The sequence below is a fragment of the Haloechinothrix alba genome (assembly GCF_900188115.1).
GTDB classification, from domain to species: Bacteria; Actinomycetota; Actinomycetes; order Mycobacteriales; family Pseudonocardiaceae; genus Haloechinothrix; species Haloechinothrix alba.
The window spans coordinates 191,672-211,034 of the sequence record NZ_FZNW01000003.1 but is presented as its reverse complement, the minus strand read 5'-3'; the positions used below and the strand labels follow the sequence as shown (position 1 = coordinate 211,034).

The 19,363-nt window shown below is 68.5% G+C and carries 19 protein-coding genes; 7 read left to right on the top strand and 12 right to left on the bottom strand.

Annotated features, from left to right (window positions below; genetic code table 11):
* Positions 1 to 102: 102 nt before the first annotated feature.
* Both fahA and CHB84_RS03695 read right to left on the bottom strand, forming a co-directional pair.
* Positions 103 to 1,335 carry a fumarylacetoacetase gene (gene fahA / locus CHB84_RS03700; protein ID WP_425432269.1) on the bottom strand — a complete coding sequence of 411 codons (1,233 nt, stop codon included), beginning with the start codon at positions 1,333 to 1,335 and terminating at the stop codon, positions 103 to 105.
* A gap of 293 nt (positions 1,336 to 1,628) precedes the next feature.
* Complete coding sequence (locus tag CHB84_RS03695; protein ID WP_089300120.1) at positions 1,629 to 2,456, bottom strand: LLM class F420-dependent oxidoreductase; 828 nt, start codon at positions 2,454 to 2,456, stop codon at positions 1,629 to 1,631.
* A gap of 199 nt (positions 2,457 to 2,655) precedes the next feature.
* Here CHB84_RS03695 and CHB84_RS03690 point away from each other — a divergent pair, with 199 nt between their 5' ends.
* The 6 genes from CHB84_RS03690 (at position 2,656) to CHB84_RS03665 (ending at position 6,308) form a co-directional block, all read left to right on the top strand.
* Positions 2,656 to 3,234 carry an Rv0361 family membrane protein gene (locus CHB84_RS03690; RefSeq protein WP_141134560.1) on the top strand — a complete coding sequence of 193 codons (579 nt, stop codon included), beginning with the start codon at positions 2,656 to 2,658 and terminating at the stop codon, positions 3,232 to 3,234.
* Positions 3,235 to 3,428: 194 nt separating this feature from the next.
* The gene (locus tag CHB84_RS03685; protein WP_089300035.1) at positions 3,429 to 4,001 is read left to right on the top strand and encodes a type 1 glutamine amidotransferase domain-containing protein; all 573 of its coding nucleotides are present in this window, start codon (positions 3,429 to 3,431) and stop codon (positions 3,999 to 4,001) included.
* Between the two features lie 93 nt (positions 4,002 to 4,094).
* Positions 4,095 to 5,231 (top strand): baeRF2 domain-containing protein, encoded by a 1,137-nt coding sequence (locus CHB84_RS03680; RefSeq protein ID WP_089300034.1) that lies wholly within the window; start codon positions 4,095 to 4,097, stop codon positions 5,229 to 5,231.
* Positions 5,232 to 5,248: 17 nt separating this feature from the next.
* The gene (locus CHB84_RS03675; RefSeq protein ID WP_089300119.1) at positions 5,249 to 5,452 is read left to right on the top strand and encodes a DUF2795 domain-containing protein; all 204 of its coding nucleotides are present in this window, start codon (positions 5,249 to 5,251) and stop codon (positions 5,450 to 5,452) included.
* Positions 5,453 to 5,549: 97 nt separating this feature from the next.
* On the top strand, positions 5,550 to 5,948 hold the full coding sequence (locus CHB84_RS03670; protein ID WP_245818531.1) for a DUF2267 domain-containing protein: 399 nt from the start codon (positions 5,550 to 5,552) through the stop codon (positions 5,946 to 5,948).
* Between the two features lie 18 nt (positions 5,949 to 5,966).
* Positions 5,967 to 6,308 carry a DUF8129 domain-containing protein gene (locus CHB84_RS03665; protein ID WP_089300033.1) on the top strand — a complete coding sequence of 114 codons (342 nt, stop codon included), beginning with the start codon at positions 5,967 to 5,969 and terminating at the stop codon, positions 6,306 to 6,308.
* 100 nt (positions 6,309 to 6,408) lie between these two features.
* Here CHB84_RS03665 and icmF read toward each other — a convergent pair whose 3' ends face one another.
* From icmF to CHB84_RS22725, 10 genes are all read right to left on the bottom strand, one after another.
* On the bottom strand, positions 6,409 to 9,678 hold the full coding sequence (icmF, locus tag CHB84_RS03660) for a fused isobutyryl-CoA mutase/GTPase IcmF (protein WP_089300032.1): 3,270 nt from the start codon (positions 9,676 to 9,678) through the stop codon (positions 6,409 to 6,411).
* A gap of 74 nt (positions 9,679 to 9,752) precedes the next feature.
* Positions 9,753 to 10,316, bottom strand: a complete 564-nt coding sequence (locus tag CHB84_RS03655; protein WP_089300117.1) for a GTP-binding protein — start codon at positions 10,314 to 10,316, stop codon at positions 9,753 to 9,755.
* Between the two features lie 230 nt (positions 10,317 to 10,546).
* Positions 10,547 to 10,879, bottom strand: coding sequence for a DUF742 domain-containing protein (locus CHB84_RS03650; RefSeq protein WP_245818530.1), 333 nt, complete (start codon positions 10,877 to 10,879; stop codon positions 10,547 to 10,549).
* Positions 10,880 to 11,081: 202 nt separating this feature from the next.
* Complete coding sequence (locus tag CHB84_RS03645) at positions 11,082 to 11,525, bottom strand: roadblock/LC7 domain-containing protein (protein WP_089300031.1); 444 nt, start codon at positions 11,523 to 11,525, stop codon at positions 11,082 to 11,084.
* A 76-nt stretch (positions 11,526 to 11,601) separates the two neighbouring features.
* Positions 11,602 to 14,802 carry a sensor histidine kinase gene (locus tag CHB84_RS03640; protein ID WP_245818529.1) on the bottom strand — a complete coding sequence of 1,067 codons (3,201 nt, stop codon included), beginning with the start codon at positions 14,800 to 14,802 and terminating at the stop codon, positions 11,602 to 11,604.
* Positions 14,803 to 15,481: 679 nt separating this feature from the next.
* Positions 15,482 to 15,829 (bottom strand): DUF3817 domain-containing protein, encoded by a 348-nt coding sequence (locus tag CHB84_RS03635; RefSeq protein WP_089300029.1) that lies wholly within the window; start codon positions 15,827 to 15,829, stop codon positions 15,482 to 15,484.
* A complete protein-coding gene (locus CHB84_RS03630) occupies positions 15,826 to 16,275 on the bottom strand; it encodes a hypothetical protein (RefSeq protein WP_089300028.1) in 450 nt (149 codons plus the stop codon). The genes CHB84_RS03635 and CHB84_RS03630 overlap by 4 nt, the downstream gene beginning before the upstream one ends.
* Positions 16,276 to 16,431: 156 nt before the next feature.
* The gene (locus tag CHB84_RS03625) at positions 16,432 to 17,337 is read right to left on the bottom strand and encodes a lytic transglycosylase domain-containing protein (protein ID WP_089300115.1); all 906 of its coding nucleotides are present in this window, start codon (positions 17,335 to 17,337) and stop codon (positions 16,432 to 16,434) included.
* 236 nt (positions 17,338 to 17,573) lie between these two features.
* Positions 17,574 to 18,062 (bottom strand): transcriptional regulator, encoded by a 489-nt coding sequence (locus tag CHB84_RS03620; RefSeq protein WP_089300027.1) that lies wholly within the window; start codon positions 18,060 to 18,062, stop codon positions 17,574 to 17,576.
* A gap of 204 nt (positions 18,063 to 18,266) precedes the next feature.
* Positions 18,267 to 18,434 carry a hypothetical protein gene (locus CHB84_RS22725; protein WP_176439764.1) on the bottom strand — a complete coding sequence of 56 codons (168 nt, stop codon included), beginning with the start codon at positions 18,432 to 18,434 and terminating at the stop codon, positions 18,267 to 18,269.
* A gap of 118 nt (positions 18,435 to 18,552) precedes the next feature.
* Here CHB84_RS22725 and CHB84_RS03615 point away from each other — a divergent pair, with 118 nt between their 5' ends.
* Positions 18,553 to 19,332, top strand: coding sequence for a crotonase/enoyl-CoA hydratase family protein (locus CHB84_RS03615; RefSeq protein WP_089300026.1), 780 nt, complete (start codon positions 18,553 to 18,555; stop codon positions 19,330 to 19,332).
* Positions 19,333 to 19,363 lie beyond the last annotated feature (31 nt).

Here is a 19,363-nt window from a genome sequence, read left to right as displayed (position 1 = left end):
GGCTTCCTCCTCGTTCGATGATACCAACGGGATAACCAATGCATTTGCATCGATATTCCACGGGGAAACTCCGGAGGCCTCGCCCCGCTCGCGCGCACCTGCCTACGTCGATGACAGCACGCGCCCGGTCACCTCACCGAGTCCCATGTGGCTCCCGCCCGGCCCCGGAGCGGTCGCCGAGATACTCACCTCGTCCCCGTCGTTGAGGTAGCCGCGCTGCGACCCGTCGCGCAGCAGGATCGGGTCGCTGCCGTCCCAGCTCAGCTCGAGCAACGACCCGCGCTGGTCGGGTTCCGGGCCACTCACCGTGCCCGAGGCGAAGAGATCCCCGGTACGCAGCGACGCGCCTGCCACGGTCATGTGCGCCAGCTGTTGCGCGCCCGTCCAGTACATCGTCGAGAACGGCGGCTGCGCGACTGGATGGCCGTTCAGGCGCACAGTCAGCCTCAGGTCCAGGCCCCACGCGCCCCCGCAGCGCAGGTAAGGAAACGTCTCCTCGCGCGGCCCCTCCGGTACCACCCAGGCATGGCCGAGCGCGTCGAGCGGCACGACCCACGGCGACAGCGACGTGGCGAAGGACTTGCCGAGGAACGGGCCGAGGGGCTTGTTCTCCCAGCCCTGTATGTCCCGCGCCGACCAGTCGTTGACCAGGCAGACCCCGATGACGTGCTCGGCGAAGTCGTCGACACCGACGGGCCTGCCCAGCTCGGACGGCACGCCGACGACGAACCCCACCTCGGCCTCGAAGTCCAGCTTGCGGGTGGAGCCGAACGCGGGGGAGCCGCCTTCACCGGGCCCGCGCTGCCCGCGCGGCCGCACGACGGGGGTACCGGAGGGCACGATCGTGCCGGCGCGGCCGTGGTAGCCGACGGGCAGATGCTTCCAGTTGGCCGGTAGCGAGCCCCCGCCTGCTCCGAACATGCGGCCGACGCTGCGCGCGTGGTGTTCACTGGAGTAGAAGTCGACGAAATCCGCGGGCTCGAACGGCAGGTGCAGGCGCACGTCCGCGCGCGGGATCAGGTTGGCCATCACCACGGGGCGGTAGCTCGGGTCGCGCAGCCACTCGGTGAGCCGTTCCCGCACCACACGCCACACGGGTCGCCCCGCGGCCAGCAGCGGGTTCAGCGACCCGGACGCGACAACAGGTGTGAAGTCCTCACCGAGCCGCCCGGCCACCGCAGCGAGATCCAGCACGCTGTCGCCCACAGCGACACCCGTCTTCCGTGGCGCCGCATCGCCCCGCTTCGTTTGCGAGAACACCCCGTACGGCAGGACGTACGTGCCGAACTCGGCGTCGTCCGGCACGTCGAGCCAGCTCTCGCCACGCACAGGCACGCCTCCACCACTGGTCCGTCTGGCGGCGCGGCCAGCAGCCACGCCTCCGTCCCAGATTGCCACGAGCACGGCACGCATGGCCCGCACTCGCGACGGCCGGTCCGGCCCTGCCCGCCCGCTCAGGCGGTCAGCTTGGGTATCACCTCACGGCCGCACACCTCGACCCACTCCTCACCTCGGCGACCCGTCCGCCCCCAACGTAGCGTGAACGCCATTCACTCGCCGGTGCCGCACCGCGTTTCGGCCGCCGGCGTCGGCACTGTCGGGAGCGTGACCGCGCACACCCGGCGCGGTCACCGGTGCCGTGCCGCGACCTCGGCGAGCCCGTCGAGCTCGGCGAGGGTCTCGTCCTCCCGGCGGGTACGCAGCAGGAAGGTAACGCGGTCCACGCCGGCCTCGGCCCATCGCGCGAGCAGGTCCTCGTCCACCCCGGCCCCGAAGATCGTGACGGGCAGCTCGCGGCCCTGCGCCGCGAAGGACGCGCGTACCCGGGCGATCTCCTCCGGCGCGGTGTCCGGACGGGGCAACCAGCCGTCGCCGTGCTCGTCGAGCCGCCGCAACGCGGCAGCGCTCTCGCCTCCTATGTAGATAGGCGGGTGCGGGCGCTGAACCGGCTTCGGTCGCGCGTGAACCCGCTCGAAATCGACGAGCTTGCCGCGAAACTCGGCTTCATCCTCCGTCCACAGTCGTGTCACCGCGGCGAGCTGCTCGTTCAGCAGTGCCCCCCGCATACTCGGGTCCGTCCCGTGGTTGCGCATCTCCTCGCGGTTCCACCCGACACCGACCCCGAATACCGCCCGGCCTTCCGAGACCTGGTCCAGGCTGGCGACCTCCTTGGCGGTATGCAGCGGGTCCCGTTGGACCAGGAGTGCGATCCCCGTACCGACCAGGAGGTTCCTGGTCGTCGACGCGGCGGCGCTCAGCGCGACGAACGGGTCCAGCGTGCGGTAGTACATCCACGGCATCTCACCGCCACCCGGGTAAGGAGACTCCCTGCTCGCCGGTATGTAGGAATGCTCAGCCAGGAACAACGAGTCGAAGCCACGATCCTCCAGCGCGCGCCCCAGCGAACCCGGGCGGATACCGTTGTCCGTCACGAATGTAGCGACACCGAACTTCATGTCACTGTAGAACCGTGCCGCACTCCCGATTGTTCCGTGCATGCCCGGTCTCGCCGCACTGCCCGCCGTCCGGTGGAACCGGCACCGGCGGCCCTGCGGGATCCGCCGGGCCGGAACCGCCGGTTAGACTTCACGCCACACGGACCAGCCAGCGTCTCCGGATCGGCCGGAGACCGCGCTGCGAGAGCAGGAGCGGTAGATGTCCCAGCCACCAGGATCCCAGGACCCGGACGAATCCCGGGACGCGGATACGTCGCAACAGCGTTCATCCGGGAACGGCGCTGGGAACGGGCAGTCCGCGGGAGCCGGCGACGACCCCTCGGCGGGCGGGGAGTCGACTCCGCGCCCGCCGAAAGGGGGCTTGGCCTGGGTTCTCGGTGGGGCAACGGCGCTCGTCCTCGCCGGCGTGGCGGTACTCATCGCCGTGCTGCTCGGCGACGGACCGGGGGACCCGGAAACCACCGCACAGCAAGCGGTCACCGCGATGAACGAGCAGGACACCGATGGGATGATCGCCGTTCTGTGCGAGGACGCGCGGGACAAGGCCCGCGAGTTCGTCGGCGAGGCCGAGGACGGTCAGCAGCCGGAGTTCCGGGTCACGGTCAGCCTCGACTCGGTGACCGAGAACGAGGACACGGCGACGGCCGACGTGACGGCCAGCTTCGACGAGATCCCCGCGAAGTGGGAGGGAACCATGCCCGAGGAGCAGGCCCTGCGACTGGAGATGATCGTCGAGGACGACGAGTGGAAGGTCTGCGACCTGACGGTCGGCTCGTAACCCACCCTGCGCCGTGGACACCGGAGTCTGCCTACTCCGCACCGCGTGACCCGGCCGGATGGCGGCACCACGTTTCGGGCAGGTGCGCGCCGGGTATCAGTACACCGGTAACGGAGTACCCGAGAGCCAGTGCGGGGCACACGCGCCCGCGTGTTCCCCGTGGCTCGCGATGCGGTTGGTAGGAGCGTGTTCCGATGAGCACGAGCTTGTCCGGCACGAAGGTGGCCTTCCTCGTCGCGCACGAGGGCGTGGAGCAGGTCGAGCTGACCAGCCCGTGGGATGCGGTCCGGCAAGCGGGCGGCACGCCGGAGCTGATCTCCACCCGGCGTGGCACCGTGCAGGCGTTTCACCACCTCGACAAGGCCGACACGTTCGATGTCGACCAGATCGTCGACCAGGCTCGGCCGGAAGACTACGGCGGGCTCGTGTTACCGGGTGGAGTAGCCAACCCGGACGCACTCCGGCTGAACCCGCACGCGGTCCGGCTCGCGCACGACTTCGTGGCCCGGCAAAAGCCGGTCGCGGCCATCTGCCACGCCCCGTGGCTGCTCATCGAGGCAGGCGTGGTCGCCGACCGCAGGTTGACCTCCTACCCGAGTCTGGCGACGGACTTGCGCAACGCGGGCGCCCGGTGGTCCGACGAGGAGGTCGTCGTGGACTCCGGGCTGGTCACCAGCCGCAGGCCCGATGACCTGCCCGCCTTCTGCGCCAAGCTGGTCGAGGAAGTGGCCGAGGGAAGCCACGAGAAGCAGGCACGGAGTGCGTGAGCCCGCACAGCCGCAACCGCCGGGGCCCGGCGGGCGGGATGCCGGCCCAAACAGCACGGACCGACCGTCTCGACAGGATGAGAGGTCACAATCATGAAGCTCGCGTTCCTCCAGGATGTCTACCGCCAGGAGGGCCCGTTCGCCACGCTCTACCTGGACACCTCGGCCGACTCCGAGGACGCGGCGAAGGCGATCGAGCTGCGGTGGCGCTCGGCCCGGGAGCGGCTGAGCCAGCAGGGCGCGGACAAACGAACCCTCGACGCGCTCGAGTCGAAGATCGCGCGGCACGAGGCTCGCACGGGCAGCCGCGGTCAGGTGCTGGTGGCCGCCGGGGACACCGTGGTGTTCCACGACGAGCTCGACGAACCACCCGAGCAGTTCGCCGACGACGCCGGGGTCGCCTTCGAGCAGGTTCCCCAGCTCATGCCCTACCTGCGCATGCGACGTGCCCGCATCCCGCATGCGCTGGCCATGGTCGACCGGATCGGAGGCGACATCACGGTCGTCGACTCGTCCGGCTACGCCGGTCACGTCACGGTCGAGGGGGATGACGACCCGCACCACAAGAGTCACGCCGCGGGAGAGGGAGACGAGAAGCACCACCATCAGCGCGTCGAGGAGCAGTGGAAGAGCAACGCCGACACGGTTGCCGAGGAGCTCACCCGCCAGGTGCGCGAGCACGCCGCCGAGGTGATCGTGCTCGGTGGCGACGTCGAACAGCGCAAGTTGGTACACGACCGGCTTCGCAAGGGAGTGCGGGAGCTGGTCATCGAAACCGGCGCGAGCCACCGGGGCAGGCACGCCGTGGACGAGTCCCTCCACCGGGAGGTCGGCGAGGCGGTCGCGACGGCACTGCGGTCCCGGGTCGAGGAAGCCGTCAGCGAGTTCGAGCGGGCACGCGGAAACCGCGCGCATGCCACAGAGGGCTGGAAGGGCACGGTCGACGCACTGCTGCACGACCAGGTCAGCACCCTGCTGTGGTCTCGGGACACCGGCGAGTCCGGAGCCAACGGCGTCCTGGCCATCGGGTCCGAGCCCAACCAGGTGGCAACGGACGAGACGACGCTGAGCGCACTCGGCGCCGAGTGGGTCGCGCACGTGCCCGCGGAGGAGGCCCTACTGCGTGCCGCCGCATGTACCCGAGCCGATCTGGTGCTCGTCGAGGAAGGCACGGTCGAGCTCGACGACGGGCTCGGCGCGCTGCTGCGTTTCACCACGACGCCGGAGTGAGGGAGGACGTACCGGCCATGACGGACGCTGACATCAGGCGGGTACGCAAGGCCCTTCAGGGCCTGGAGTACCCGGCCACCAAGGAGGACATCCTCGGCTACGTCGTCGAGCGCGAGCCCGACGCGCGAACGGAACGCGCGGTGCGCGGGCTTCCGGAAGGGACCTACCACAGCGCCCAGCACGTCGAGGATGCCGTGCCGCAACGTCCCGAGCAAACCTGAAAGCGACGTCACCCCATCGACACACCTGGCCCGTCGACGAGCACGGCGATCGGCTGCCGCAGGGGCGGGCACAGACCGAAACAGTGGAGGAAGACCCGTGAACACCACGACCGGGCACAGCACCGAGATGCACCAGTTCGTCCGGAATGTACAGGACCGCGCGGGACTCGAGACCTATGGCGAGAGCCACCAGCTCAGCCGCGCGGCCATGACCGTACTCGGGCAGTCCGTCTCGGGAGGTCAGGCGAAGAAACTCGCTGCCTGGCTCCCGCCCGAGCTGCACGCCGAGCTCGCCGAGGAACACGGCCATGCGACAGCGTTCGACAAGCACGCGTTCCTGGACAAGATAGCCGGGTTCATCCCGAGCGTCGACCTGGACGAGGTAGAGAAGCAGGTGAGCGCCGTGCTTCGCACGCTGCACGGCTCGGCACCGGAGGATGAGCTCACCGACACGATCGATCAGCTGCCGCCCGAGCTGGCTGCGCTGTTCCGCTGACGCCGAAAGGAAACACCCGTGACACGACGTGCGGCCCGACTGCCCATTCCCGACTTCGACGAGCTACCGCTGACGAGCGTGCAGCATCAGATCCGGGCGCTGGAGCGCGACGAGCTGATCGAGCTGATCGAGCACGAGCACGCGCATGCCGATCGCACCCCGGTGCTCGAGCTGCTGCGCGCTCGCCTCGAGCAGCTCGATCAAGGGGCCGATACTTCCGGTGGTGACCCGGCCGCACACTCCGAGCGCCCCGCAGACACCCGTACCGGCTCGCCCGTCTCGCCCGACGCGGCGGCCGGCCCGTCGGGACCGCTCCGGCACGGCAGGGTGAGCAGAACGCCGGAACGCGATCGTCCCTGACCGAGTCACCCGCACAGGGCTGGCGCCAGGGTTCATCGTGACCGCGTGGCAGGTTCGGCGGGTCCGGCTGTTCGACCGGCGGCCAGATCGGGAACGGCCCTCAGACGTTGCGCCGGTACTGGCCGCCGACCTCGAAGAAGGCCTGGGTGATCTGCTCGAGGGAGCACACCCGAGCGGCGTCCATCAGCACGTCGAAGACATTGTCCCCTCGCGTAGCGGCCTCGCGGAGCGCTTCGAGCGCCTGCTCGGCCGCTGCGGAGTTGCGCCGTTGGAACTCGGCGACGCGGTGGAGCTGGGACTGCTTCTCCTCCTCGGTCGCGCGCGCGAGCTCGACCGTCGCGGACTCCTCGTCCTCGCTGTGCGGGTTGAGGAACGTGTTCACCCCGATGATCGGCAACTCACCGTCGTGTTTGAGTCGTTCGTAATGGATCGACTCGTCCTGGATCTTGCCCCGCTGGTAGCCGTTCTCCATCGCGCCGAGGACGCCGCCACGCTCCGAGATGCGCTCGAACTCCGCGAGTACGGCCTCCTCGACCAGGTCCGTCAGCTCGTCGATGACGAACGCGCCCTGCAGGGGATTCTCGTTCTTGGACAACCCCCATTCCTTGTTGATGATCATCTGGATGGCCATCGCGCGCCGCACCGAGCTTTCCGTCGGGGTGGTGATCGCTTCGTCGAAGGCGTTGGTGTGTAGCGAGTTCGCGTTGTCGTAGAGCGCGCACAGCGCCTGGAGCGTGGTCCGGATGTCGTTGAAGCTCATCTCCTGGGCGTGCAGCGACCGGCCCGACGTCTGCACGTGGTACTTCAGCTTCTGCGAGCGCTCGTTGGCGCCGTAGCGCTCGCGCATCGCCACGGCCCAGATCCGCCTGGCAACCCTGCCGATAACCGTGTACTCGGCGTCCATTCCGTTGGAGAAGAAGTACGACAGGTTCGGGGCGAAGTCGTCGATATGCATGCCACGCGCCAGGTAGGACTCCACATAGGTGAACCCGTTGGCCAGGGTGAACGCCAGCTGTGTGATCGGGTTGGCGCCCGCCTCGGCGATGTGGTACCCGGAGATCGACACGGAGTAGAAGTTCCGCACGTCGTGCTCGATGAACCACTCCTGGATGTCGGACATCATCCGCAGGGAGAACTCGGTGGAGAAGATGCAGGTGTTCTGCCCCTGGTCCTCCTTGAGAATATCGGCCTGCACCGTGCCACGCACGCTGCGCAGCGCCCGGGAGCGCAGCTCGGCGGCCTCGTCCTCATCGGGTTCGCGCCCGTGCTCCGCGCGGAACGCGTCGATCCGCTGGTCGATCGCGGTGTTGAGGTAGAACGCCAGGATGGTCGGTGCCGGACCGTTGATGGTCATCGACACCGACGTCGACGGGCTCGTCAGGTCGAACCCGTCGTAGAGCGCCTTCATGTCGTCGAGCGTCGCGATCGACACGCCCGAGGTCCCGATCTTGCCGTACACATCCGGCGAGGTGCCCGGGTCGTGGCCGTACAGGGTCACCGAGTCGAACGCGGTGGACAGCCGCTTGGCCTCCGAGTCGGCGGAGAGGTACTTGAACCGGCGGTTCGTGCGGAACGGGTCGCCTTCCCCCGCGAACATCCGCGCCGGGTCCTCCCCTTCCCGCTTGAACGGGAACACCCCCGCCGTGAACGGGAAGTAGCCGGGCAGGTTCTCCCGGCGCAGGAAGGCCAGCAGATCCCCGGAGTCGCGGTAGCGGGGTAACGCCACCCGCGGGATCCTGCTGCCGGACAGTGTCTCCCGCCACAGCTCGTTGCGCAGCTCGGTGTCCCTGATCTGCACCACGAGCTCGTCCTCGCGGTAGGCCGCTGCCCGCTCGGACCACTCGGCGAGCAACCGCTCCGACTCCTCGTCCACACCTTGCCGTGCCTCGTCGATGAGCCGGTCGATGGCACCGGTGTCGGCGCCGTCGGCCGTGAGTGCGTCCCGCGCGGCCGTGAGCTGGTCGACGTACCGCACGGCGTTGGCCTGCGCGCGGGTGCGCTCGTGATACCCGCGGACGATCGCAGCGATGTCGGCGAGATAGCTGGCACGCGACGCCGGGATGACGGTGCTCAGCTCCGTGGAGACCTTTCCTGTGGCCTCGGGAAGGGTGCCCGCCGACACGCTCAGCCCCCGCCCGGCCAACGCGTCTCGCAGGTGCTGGTACAGCGCGGTCACGCCGTCGTCGTTGAAACGCGCGGCGCTGGTACCGAACACCGGCATGTCGTCGGGGGACGCGCCGAAATCCTCCCGGTTGCGCACGAGCTGGCGCGAGACGTCACGGCGCGCGTCCTCGGCGCCCCGGCGTTCGAACTTGTTGATGGCCACGGCGTCGGCGAAGTCCAGCATGTCGATCTTTTCCAGCTGCGAGGCCGCGCCGAACTCCGGGGTCATCACGTACAGCGCCACATCGACATGGTCGACGATGCCCGCGTCGCCCTGACCGATGCCGGGGGTCTCCACGATCACCAGGTCGTAGCCTGCCGCCTTGCACGCGCGGATCGACTCGTCAAGCCCCGTCGGGATCTCACCGCTGGTCGTCCGCGTGGCCATGGAGCGGAAGAACACCGGGCTATCGGCGCCACTCGCGCCCGTCGCCGACCACGAGCCCAGCGAGTTCACGCGGATCCGGTCACCGAGCAACGCTCCCCCGCCCCGCCTGCGCGAGGGATCGACAGCCAGCACCGCGATACGTAGCTTGTCCTCCTGGTCGAGCCGGAACCTGCGGAGGAGCTCATCGGTGAGCGAGGACTTGCCCGAGCCTCCCGTACCGGTGATGCCCAGCACCGGGACCGTGCGCGCCCGGGCACCGTCGTCGATGGCCGCGCGCCATTCCTCCGGCAGCGCATCACCTTCCAGACGGCTGATCACCCGCGCCAGCGTCGGCACGTCCCCGGACAGCAACCGCTCGGCCGACCCCAACGGCGTCCCGGTCAGGTCGTGGTCGCACTCCGCGATCATGGTGTTGATCATGCCCGGCAGCCCGAGCCGCTGACCGTCCTCCGGGGAGAAGATCCGCGCCACGCCCCGGGAGTGCAGCAGCTCGATCTCCTCGTCGACAATCACACCGCCGCCCCCGCCGTAGACCTTGATGTGCCCGGCCCCACGCTCCCGGAGCAACTCCACCAGGTAGGTGAAGTACTCGACGTGGCCACCCTGGTAGGCCGAAACGGCGATACCGTGCACATCCTCGGAGATCGCAGTGGTCACGACCTCGTCCACCGACCGGTTGTGACCGAGGTGGACGACCTCGGCACCCTGCGACTGCAGTATGCGCCGCATGATGTTGATCGACGCATCGTGGCCGTCGAACAGGCTGGATGCTGTGACGAATCGAACGGGGTTCACCGGACGGTGCAGGTCTGCGCTCATGCTTCCAAAATACTAGGACTTCCTACTATTTTGGAAGTACCCGATACACGTGACCCACACCTCACCCGAGGTCTTCACCGGTGCCCGCTCTCGTTCATCGCGACCCACTGCTTCATGGCGTACTCGACGAGCGTGATGAGCGACTGCTTCGTCGACTCACGATCACGCGCGTCACACCGGATGATCGGCACCGTGGGCTCCACCGAGAGTGCCTCGCGCACGTCGTCGACCTCGTGACGGAGCACCCCGTCGAAGGTGTTGAGGCCGACGACATAGGGCAGCCCGCGATCCTCGAAGAAGTCGACGGGGGCGAACGAGTCGGCCAACCGCCGTGTATCGGCGAGCACCACCGCACCGATGGCACCGCGGACCAGGTCGTCCCACATGAACCAGAACCGTTGCTGACCGGGTGTGCCGAACAGGTACAGGATCAGGTCCTCATCGAGAGAGACCCTGCCGAAGTCCATCGCCACGGTCGTCGCCTGCTTGTCCGGGGTGGCGGCGAGGTCGTCGATGCCGGTACTGGCATCGGTCATCATCGCCTCCGTCGTCAACGGCACGATCTCCGATACCGAACCCACGAAGGTCGTCTTGCCCGCGCCGAACCCACCGGCGACCACGATCTTGGCCGAGGTCATGGTCGAGGAGTCGGACTGCTGTTGCGCCAGCTGCCGTGCCGGGTTACTCACCGTTGCATACCCCCAATACGGCGGACGACGATCCCCGAGAGGTACTCACCATACAACGGGCGGCCGGCTCCCGACCCTGACCGTGTGGGGAACGATCCGACCTCGGGAGAAGGCACCCGCGCACCGTATCGCGGTGCGCTCGGCAGTCCAACCACCTCGGCAAGGCGCTCAACACCTTCCTAAAGCCGACGGAGTCCACTCAACACCCTTTCCATCAACAGCAGGTGTGCCTCGGCACCATCTGTACCGGACATCGTCCTGTGCACGGTCACGTGCCCTGCGTCAGCCGCGTCGCTGACCAACACCCGCGCCACGCCCAGCGGCATCCCGAGCCTCACCGCGATCTCGGCAACCGACCGAGGCGTGGGACAAGCGTCCACGATCGCGCGGTGTTCGATCCGGTCACACGTGCCGTCGAACGGCACCCCCTCCTTGACCGAGACCATCGTCTCCAGCTCGAGCGGGTACTTCGCCCTCGTACGCCCACCGGTGAGCATGTACGGACGCACCATAGCCGCATCGTCTGCCGAAGCGGAATCCCTTTCGGGTAATGCGGGTATGACCTGGGTCGGCATACGCTGCGAAAGCGACTGCGCAGACATCGCCTCACCCTCCTTACGCTGAACGTGCCGCGGACGGTGCCGTGAGCGTCCGCCGCGGCGTGGGTCCGGTCTCCCCGAACCCGCCCCCTGCTGTGGTATGGCTGTCATCACGTCATCCCGTAGATGCTCCGAGCAGGGATCCTCCGGACCCCTGCAGCTGCGCCCGAAGTTCGGGAGTCAGGATCTGACCGACCCGATCGACCAGCAAGGTCATCTCATAAGCCACCTGGCCGATGTCGCAGGTCGGCGCCGCGAGCACGGCCAGGCACGAGCCGTCGCTGATGGACATCAGCACCATAATGCCGAGCTCCATCTCCACCACGGTCTCGTTGACCGCACCCGCCTCGAAGCACCGGGCCGCACCCTGGGTCAGGCTCACCAGCCCGGACGCTACGGCCGCGAGCTGATCCGCCCGATCCAGCGGAAGGCGTGCCGACGAGGTCAGCAAGAGGCCGTCCGCCGAGACCACCACCGCGTGCGCGACCCCGGGCACTCGCTCCGCGAAATCGTTCACCAGCCAACCGAACTGGTTCTGCTGGGGTTGTGGCGACGTCATTCACCCTCCATCTCTTCAGGCACTGTGCTGTAGGGACACCGGCAAGATCGCGGTTGTTCAGGCCACGTCGTCGCCATCAGGCCTCCCCTCCAGCACCGATCTCCCGCTTCTCGTCACTGCCGTCCTCGGCCGGTTGGGTCATGCTGCTGCGGCCCCGGCGGATGCCCTGCTGAAAGCTGCTCAGCCGGCCACGCATCGCGTTCGGGTCCCGCTCCGGCTGCTGGTGGGCCCCCGCCGTGGCCGCCTGCTGCCCGGAAACGCTTCCCGCGACCAGCTGCTCGCCCCGGCGACGGCGCGGCAGTCCGGTGTCGGTGTAGCCGGATGCCTCCGGCGCCTCGGCTCCCTGCGCGTGCCGGCCGGCGCCATCCGGCACACTGCCCTCACCCGCACCACCGGATCCGGCCTCCGGCTGCTGCTTGCTCTCGTTGCGCCCCTTGCTGACACCGCGCTGGAAGTTGCTCAGCCTGCCCCGGACGTCGTGCGGGTCTCGCGCGGGCAGATCCGCACGGCCGAGTGCCGACCTGCTGGGTGTGGCCTCCGCGGGTTCGCTCGTTGCACTGCCGGGCAACAGCTGCTCGCCACGTTCCCTGCGGGGGAGACCGGCCTCGGTATAGGCCTCCGGAGCGGAGTTGGCCACCTTCCGGACCGTCTGCCAGTTCTTGTCCGCCGCGAAGTCCCAGGTGCTCAACGCCGCGGACTGCTCAGCCGAGCTGTCCGTGCTCGAGCCAAGCGAGGTGCGGAACCATACCGACAGCATCTCGTCGAAGATCGGCGTCGTTTCCGGCCTGCTCCCCGACTGTGGTCGTTCCTGGTGCTCGACCGGCTCCGCGGCGGCGGAGGACCACCAGTCGGACAGCGGTGCGGTCCCCGGAGCGAACAGGGCCTCGCCCGTGGGGAGCTCACCCGTCGAGGAGGTGTCCGGGGCCTCGCGTTGCGGTAGCCCGTTGAACCGCGGCGAGGCCGAACCCGCGCCGGGGTCTGCGTTGCCGCCGTCGGGAGCCTGGTTCGCCGAACCATCTCCACCGCCTGCCGGGGTGAACAGGTCGGTGCTCGCCGACCCCGTCGCCGGGCCCGCCCCGCTACTATCCTGCTGGGTCGTCTGCTGGGCCGCCTGCTGGATGCCCTGCTGGGCGGCACGGGGGTGCGAGCCGTTGACGGGTTCCTGCTGCCCCGCACCCTTGTCCTGCGCAGCCTCGCCGCCCGACGGACGCACGCCACTGGCGCCCGGCTGCCGTCGCGGCAGCTGGGTGTCTTCGGTGATCGCAGGCATCTCGGTGGTCAGCGGGCCACCGTCGGCACCGATCACCAGCTGCGCAGGCACGGTCACGCAGGCCCGCACGCCCTCGGTCTCCTTACCGCCGTACAGCGTGACGCTGAAACCGTGCTTGCTCGCGAGGCGCCCCACCACGAACAGTCCCATCCGCCGTGAGGACACCAGGTCCACGGGGGACGAGGCCCGCATGCGGGCATTCGCCTCCGCGACCTCCTCGTCGCTCATACCGATCCCGCTGTCCAGGACGTCCATCGTCATCGAGCTGTCCGGCGCAACGCTTGTCGCGATCGTGACCTGGCTTTCCGGTGGGGAAAACGCGGTCGCGTTCTCCAACAGCTCGGCGAGCAGCCGCATCAGATCACTCGCCGCGTGCCCCACGATCTTCGTCGTCGGCGGCGAGGGCACCACCACTCGCTGGTACTGCTCGATCTCCGAGACGGCGGCGCGCAGCACGTCGGCGGTACTGACGGGCCTGCCCGACCGGCGCGCGCTCTCCGAACCGGACAGGACCATCAGGTTCTCGTTGTTCCTGCGCATCCGCGTGGCGAGATGGTCCAGGTGGAACAGGGTGGCGAGCTGGTCGGCATCCTCCTCGTCGCGCTCCAGCTGCTCGATGAGCTGAAGCTGCCGCTGCACGAGGCTCTGGCTTCGGCGGGACAGGTTCACGAAGACGCTGTTGTAGGCGCTGCGCATCGTCGCCTGTTCGGAGGCCAGCCGCAGTGCCTGGTCGTGTACCGCGTCGAACGCGCGCGCCACCTGGCCCACCTCGTCGCGGGAACTCACCGGTACCGGCGCGATGTCCACCGCACCGGACCTGTCGTCCTGGATGTCCCGCACCGCTGCCGGTAGCCGCTCCTCGGCGACCTGCATCGCGCTGGACCGCAGCTCTCGCAGCGAGCGAAGCAGGTGACGTGTGATCACGAAAACCACGAACAGCGCGAGGGCGAAGGCCAGCCCGAGCAGTACCGACAGGAGCGTCACGCTCTTGCGCGCGTCGGCGAGCAGTGCCGCGGAGACGTCAGTGGCCTCGGCGTGCAGCTCGTCCCCGACAGTGGAGAGCTGGCTGACGATCCTGCTCGAGCTACTGGTCCATTCGTCCAGCGGGAGCTGCTGGACAGCCATGTCCGTAGGCGAGCCGAGCTCACCGAATGCGGCGCTGGCCATGCGCTCGCGCGTGGCGAAGCTGGGGCCACTGATCGTCGTGTCGAACAGCTGCCGCTGCTCGGGAGTGGCGGACGCCTCGAAGCCCGCGAGCCTGTCCTCGATCCGGACCTCTGCCGTGCGGGTCCTGCTCAGCTCGGACGGAGCGAGAATGCCCCGTTCGATGCCATAGGCGACCAGCGACTGCTGTGCCGATGTCGCCTCCTGCGCGCCGCGCAGGTCCAGGAGCGCCTGTGGAGTACCGCCGAGCGCCTCCTCGGACATCCTGGACACCGCAGCGGCGTCGAGTCCGAGCAACGCCTCGGTGATCACCGAGTACTCGTCGATCGCCGCAACCGGCTCCAGCTGTCCCGCGTCAGCGTCCTCCCGCAGCTGCCCGAGCTGGCCGAGGACGTTCTCGGTCTCGCTCACCGCGTCCGCCATACCCCGGTCGGACTGCACGGCCTGCTCGGCGGCCTGCCTTGTGGTGTCGATCTGGTTGTCGACGGCCGCGCGAGCATCGTCGAGCTCGCCCCCCTCCATCCCGTCGACCAGCGAGGCCACGGTCTCGGTGCGCTCCTGCTGGACCAGGTCGAGCAGCAGGCCCACCTCGCCGCTGAGGCTGAGCAGGCTGTCGGTGCGCTCGTGGCTGCTGACCCGGTCCAGCTGCCCGTTCAGGGTGGATACACCGAGAACGGCGGCGATGAGGATGGGCACGATCGTGACTGCCGCCAGCTTCACCGGCAGGTTCCAGTCACGCCACCGGCTGAGCGTGGCCAGCCGGTGCCTCCAGGATGCCGACCGTTGTGGTTGTCGACCGAGAAGTTTCTCGACAGGAACTTGCTCTTGTCCTGTATCGGCCACGAATGTGACTCCCTGTTCAACGCGTTCGACCCTGTTTTCCGGAATCCGGGTCAAGCTCTGCCACGGACCACTACGTCTCGCACCACGGGAGAATCTTACACCTATCAGGTGATCACCACCGTGACTCGCATTCCTTCCGTGACCTGCGATTTCCCGTCTCGCCCACGCTAAAGGGTGAGCTTTCTCCATGTCTACGCATGAACTTACCGCATTCCGTCACCAACGCAGCGCAAGCCGCAGGCTATGTGTCACCCATATGGGCTAGAACTCTGGACATAACGCACTGGATGTACATACTGAGCGTCGCAGTTGGCGAGCGTTACGGGGAAATCTACGCACGATGATGTGGTGTTCACCCGCCATCCAGGCCCGTTTTACGGAACAGCAAGTGATCAACACCGGGAGAATGCAACACTTTCGGCGGTTCATTGCCGGAGCACTTTCCGCTTTCGATTACTTATCGTAACTGCAAGCGAGCGTCAGTATCGCTACGGAAAGATCGAACCGCGCCTCCCGGCCGGAATAGTCACGGACCGTAGCGCATTACGGTGCGACCGGGAACATGCGGGACACCGTTACCGCGCCCAGTGTGCTGCCGTCAGCGCCTGCCGACCGCCTGCCGACCGACGACAAGCCCGGCACGCGGGCGCGTCGCGACCCCCTCGGGGTGTACCTGTTCTCAGATCCGCAGGCCGGCACGCACCCGCTTGGTAACGCGATGTTCGGCGACGAACGACACGACCGGGACGCACCCGGCGAGCAGCACCAGCAGGGTGCCCACGATGGACCAGCGTGCCTTGATAGCGAGATCGATGGTCAGGGCCATGTAAACCATGTAGATGACGCCGTGGATCGGCGACCACACCGCGGAGGGGGTCGCGTTGCCGAAGCCGTAACGCACGATCATCACGACGACCAGCCCGAGCAGCCCGAACCCGGTCGTGATCGCCGCGGCGCGGAACCGCCGAAGCGCGCCCCCCTCCACGGCTGGGGACGCTGAACCGCTCGATTCCGTACGCGTTGTCATCTCGGGTGAGCCGGCCTTCCTCGGTGGTTGTCCCGCGCGTTCAGCTCCGCAAGATACCGGTTATAGGCCGCGAGCTCGTCATCGGCCCCGTCGCCGGCCCCGGCCTCGCCGCCACCGTCGCCGGCATCGCCGCCCTGCCTGCCGGTCACGGCCGGACCGGGTGCGCGCCGGAGCGCATCCCCTGGATCGCCCGGCGCCACCTGATCCGTCCCGTGGCCGTCGCCTGCGGCCCGCTTGCGTAGCACGCGCATACGCCAGCAGACGAATGCGGGGAAGAGCCCGAACAGGGGCCACTGCAGCACATAGCCGAGGTTCTGCAGTGTGCCGCCCGCCGACGCGAACTGCTCCCACTGCCACCAGGCCAGCGCGACACTCGCGGCCAGGCTGGCGACGCAGACGCCGACCTCGGCGAGCCTTCGCCCGACGGAGAAGCTGTTGACCGGCACGAATCGACGCTAGCACTTCACGCGGGCGTCACGAAGGCCACCGTCACACACCGCGCTCACCCGCCGGCGAGCGCGCGGCTGCCACGCGTCCAGCGCTTGCGCGGCCGCCAGGAGGGTGCTCCGGCAGCCGCTGACGGGGCGCGACCGGTTCCGTACTCAGCCGAGTGACTGCGCCGTGCTCGCGTACGAGTCGGCGACGGCGAAGACGCGCTGCCCGTACTCGACGGAGTCGTTGTACGACAGGACACCCTGCCACCAGCCCTGCCCGCTGGACATGTCGCGGCCGCTGCGGCACAGGTAGTGGGCCGCAGCGAGCGCGGCGTCGTCGATCTGCTGCGGGTGGGACTCGCCGTTGCCGTTGCCGTCCACCGCGAACCGGCTCCAGGTGCTCGGGATGAACTGCATGGGCCCGACCGCGCGGTCGTACTCCGCATCGCCGTCCCACTTGCCCCCGTCGGTGTCCTGGATCCGTTTCACGTCACCGGAGCCATCCAGCGCGATCCCGATGATCGGCTCGGACGGCACTCCGTTGTCCTGGAGGACCGCGTCCCCGTACTGGCCGTGATAGGACTCGACCCGGCCGATCCCTGCCAACGTCGCCCAGGACAACTGGCAGCTCGGCTGGCTCTCCCGCATCGAGATCTCGGCCATCCCGTACGCGACCAGCGCTCGGGGCGGGACGTCGAGCTCGGGACCGAGCCTCTCGGCCCAGTCACGCAGCGTTTCCCGGGCCGACGGCTGCTCCGGCTCGTCCGGCTCCGCGTCGTCGCGATCTTCGTCGCCCTCGACGGCCGTGCCGGCCACCGTCGCGTTACCCGGCACGTTCGTACCAGGCTCCACCGACGCCGGCTGCACCGACAGCGCGGGGATCTCGTTGGTCGTCGGGCTGAACTCCGGTGCCGTGACGTGGTTCAACGCGAATACGCCGCTTCCTGCCACCAGCAGCACACCGACCACGATGCCCAGCCGCGCCAGGACGCCACCGGTCTCCCGGCGCCAGCGTGCGGGATCCGTCGGCCCGTCGGCCTCCGGACCACCATCCGCGCTATGCGCTTGTCGCACGGACACCTGCCTCCCGTTCGAACACTCCCGCACAACCGTGACCGCGCCCGCACCATCGGCATGCGCGTACGGTGATGCCGTCCCGGTTACACAACGACGCGCACCGCGGTCACGTTACGCGTTGTTGTACCACGATCCGATGTCACACGTCAGTGAAGAGGCGCGCGCCGAATGCGGTGCACAACGCCGCATACGGTGTCGTGCGAAGGCTGTCGGGCGAGGGCTGTCGGGCGGGCTCAGGATGCGGCCGCGCGCCGGGCCTTGGCCAGCCGCGCGACGCACCAGGCGGCCGCGCTTCCGCGCCGCAGGTGTTCCAGCACGGTGTACGGGCCGAGATGCACGCTGAGGTCGCCGGGAGCCAAACCGGCCGCCCGGTACTCCAAGGCACGCTGGTCGAGCGGGCTGATGCCCGCGTCCCACCACTCCTCTGCCTCGGCCAGGCCGCCGACCACCTGCCACCAGCGCGCCGCCGCGCCCAGAAGCTCCTCGGGCACGCCGGGAAGCCTGCGCCGCATGGCCTCGACGTAGCGGGGGTCGGCAGCCTGCACCTCCGACCAGCTGGAGTCTCCCCCGTTGTCGCGCTGACCAGGGATCCCAGGTGCGCTGCTCGGCGCGTCGGCCAGCCACTCCGCCGTAATGCGGTTGACCTCGCTGTCCTCGGCTGTCGCATCCCGCTCGGCCGACCACTGCCGGATCAACGCGTCCACACCTGGGTCTCGGGTCATATCCGCCTCCCTCGATGAACCGTCCTGCCTGTTAACGATGCAGAACCGGTCGGTCACGTATTGTGAGCACGGTAGGACGCGACCGGGGACGTTCGCCAGACCTTCAGTTGAGAGAATTCGATGACCTGGACCTTCATCCAGGGAAACCACTCGGATGGCCTAATCACGGTCCGCACTGTGAGACACCCCACACTCGAGTGACGATTACTCGAACAGGGCACGAACAAATGTCACCAAGGCCTCCGCACCTTCCTGCAGCCACCCGAGCACGGCGTGTACCGCGCCAGCGGACTCCGTCGGCTGGGTAATGAGGAAGAACAGCACGAGACCAACAGCACCGACGATCAAGGCCTTCTTGAGATTCGGTGGCATAGTCGTCCTTATCCCATCCGGTCGTGACGGCCTCGCGAGCGTGACGAGGCCACTTCAGTGTGTCCACGAATAAGCATAGAGTAAGCACCCCGTCCGTGACAGAGAGGCGAGTGCCATCGTGACACCCGACAACGTAGACGTGGAACGCGACGGGCCCGTGTCGACCGTATCCCTTCGTCGCCCCGAGGCGCGCAACGCCGTGGACGGGCCGACGGCGCGCGCCCTCGCGGAGGCCTTCCGCGAGTTCGACCGCGACCCTGCGGCCCGGGTGGCTGTACTGACCGGCACCGGGGACTCGTTCTGCGCCGGGGCCGATCTCAAGGCCGTCGGTACCGAACGCGGCAACGTGCTCGATCCCGATGGCGACGGGCCGATGGGACCCACCCGGATGCGGCTCGGCAAGCCGGTGATCGCGGCGGTGCACGGGCACGCCGTGGCCGGGGGCCTCGAGCTCGCGCTGTGGTGCGACCTGCGAGTCGCGGACGAGTCGGCGGTGTTCGGCGTGTTCTGCCGCAGATGGGGCGTGCCACTTGTCGACGGCGGCACCGTCCGGCTCCCCCGGCTGATCGGCGAGTCCCGCGCGATGGACCTGATCCTGACTGGCCGCCCGGTCGACGCGCATGAGGCCCACGCGATCGGTCTGGCGAACCGGCTCGTGCCTCAGGGCCAGGCACGTGCGGCCGCCGAGGAACTTGCGGCGCAGATCGCGGCATTCCCGCAGGATTGCATGCGTTCCGACCGGCAGTCGGTCCTCGAGCAACACGGCCAGAGTGCCGAGGAAGCGCTGGCAAGGGAGTTCACGATCGGCACAGGCAACACCTCCCTCTCCGAGGAGGCGATCTCCGGCGCGGCCCGCTTCGCAGGCGGAGCCGGGCGCCACGGCACCTTCGAGACATGAGGGGTTGGAGCCGAATGTCACGTTTGGCTCC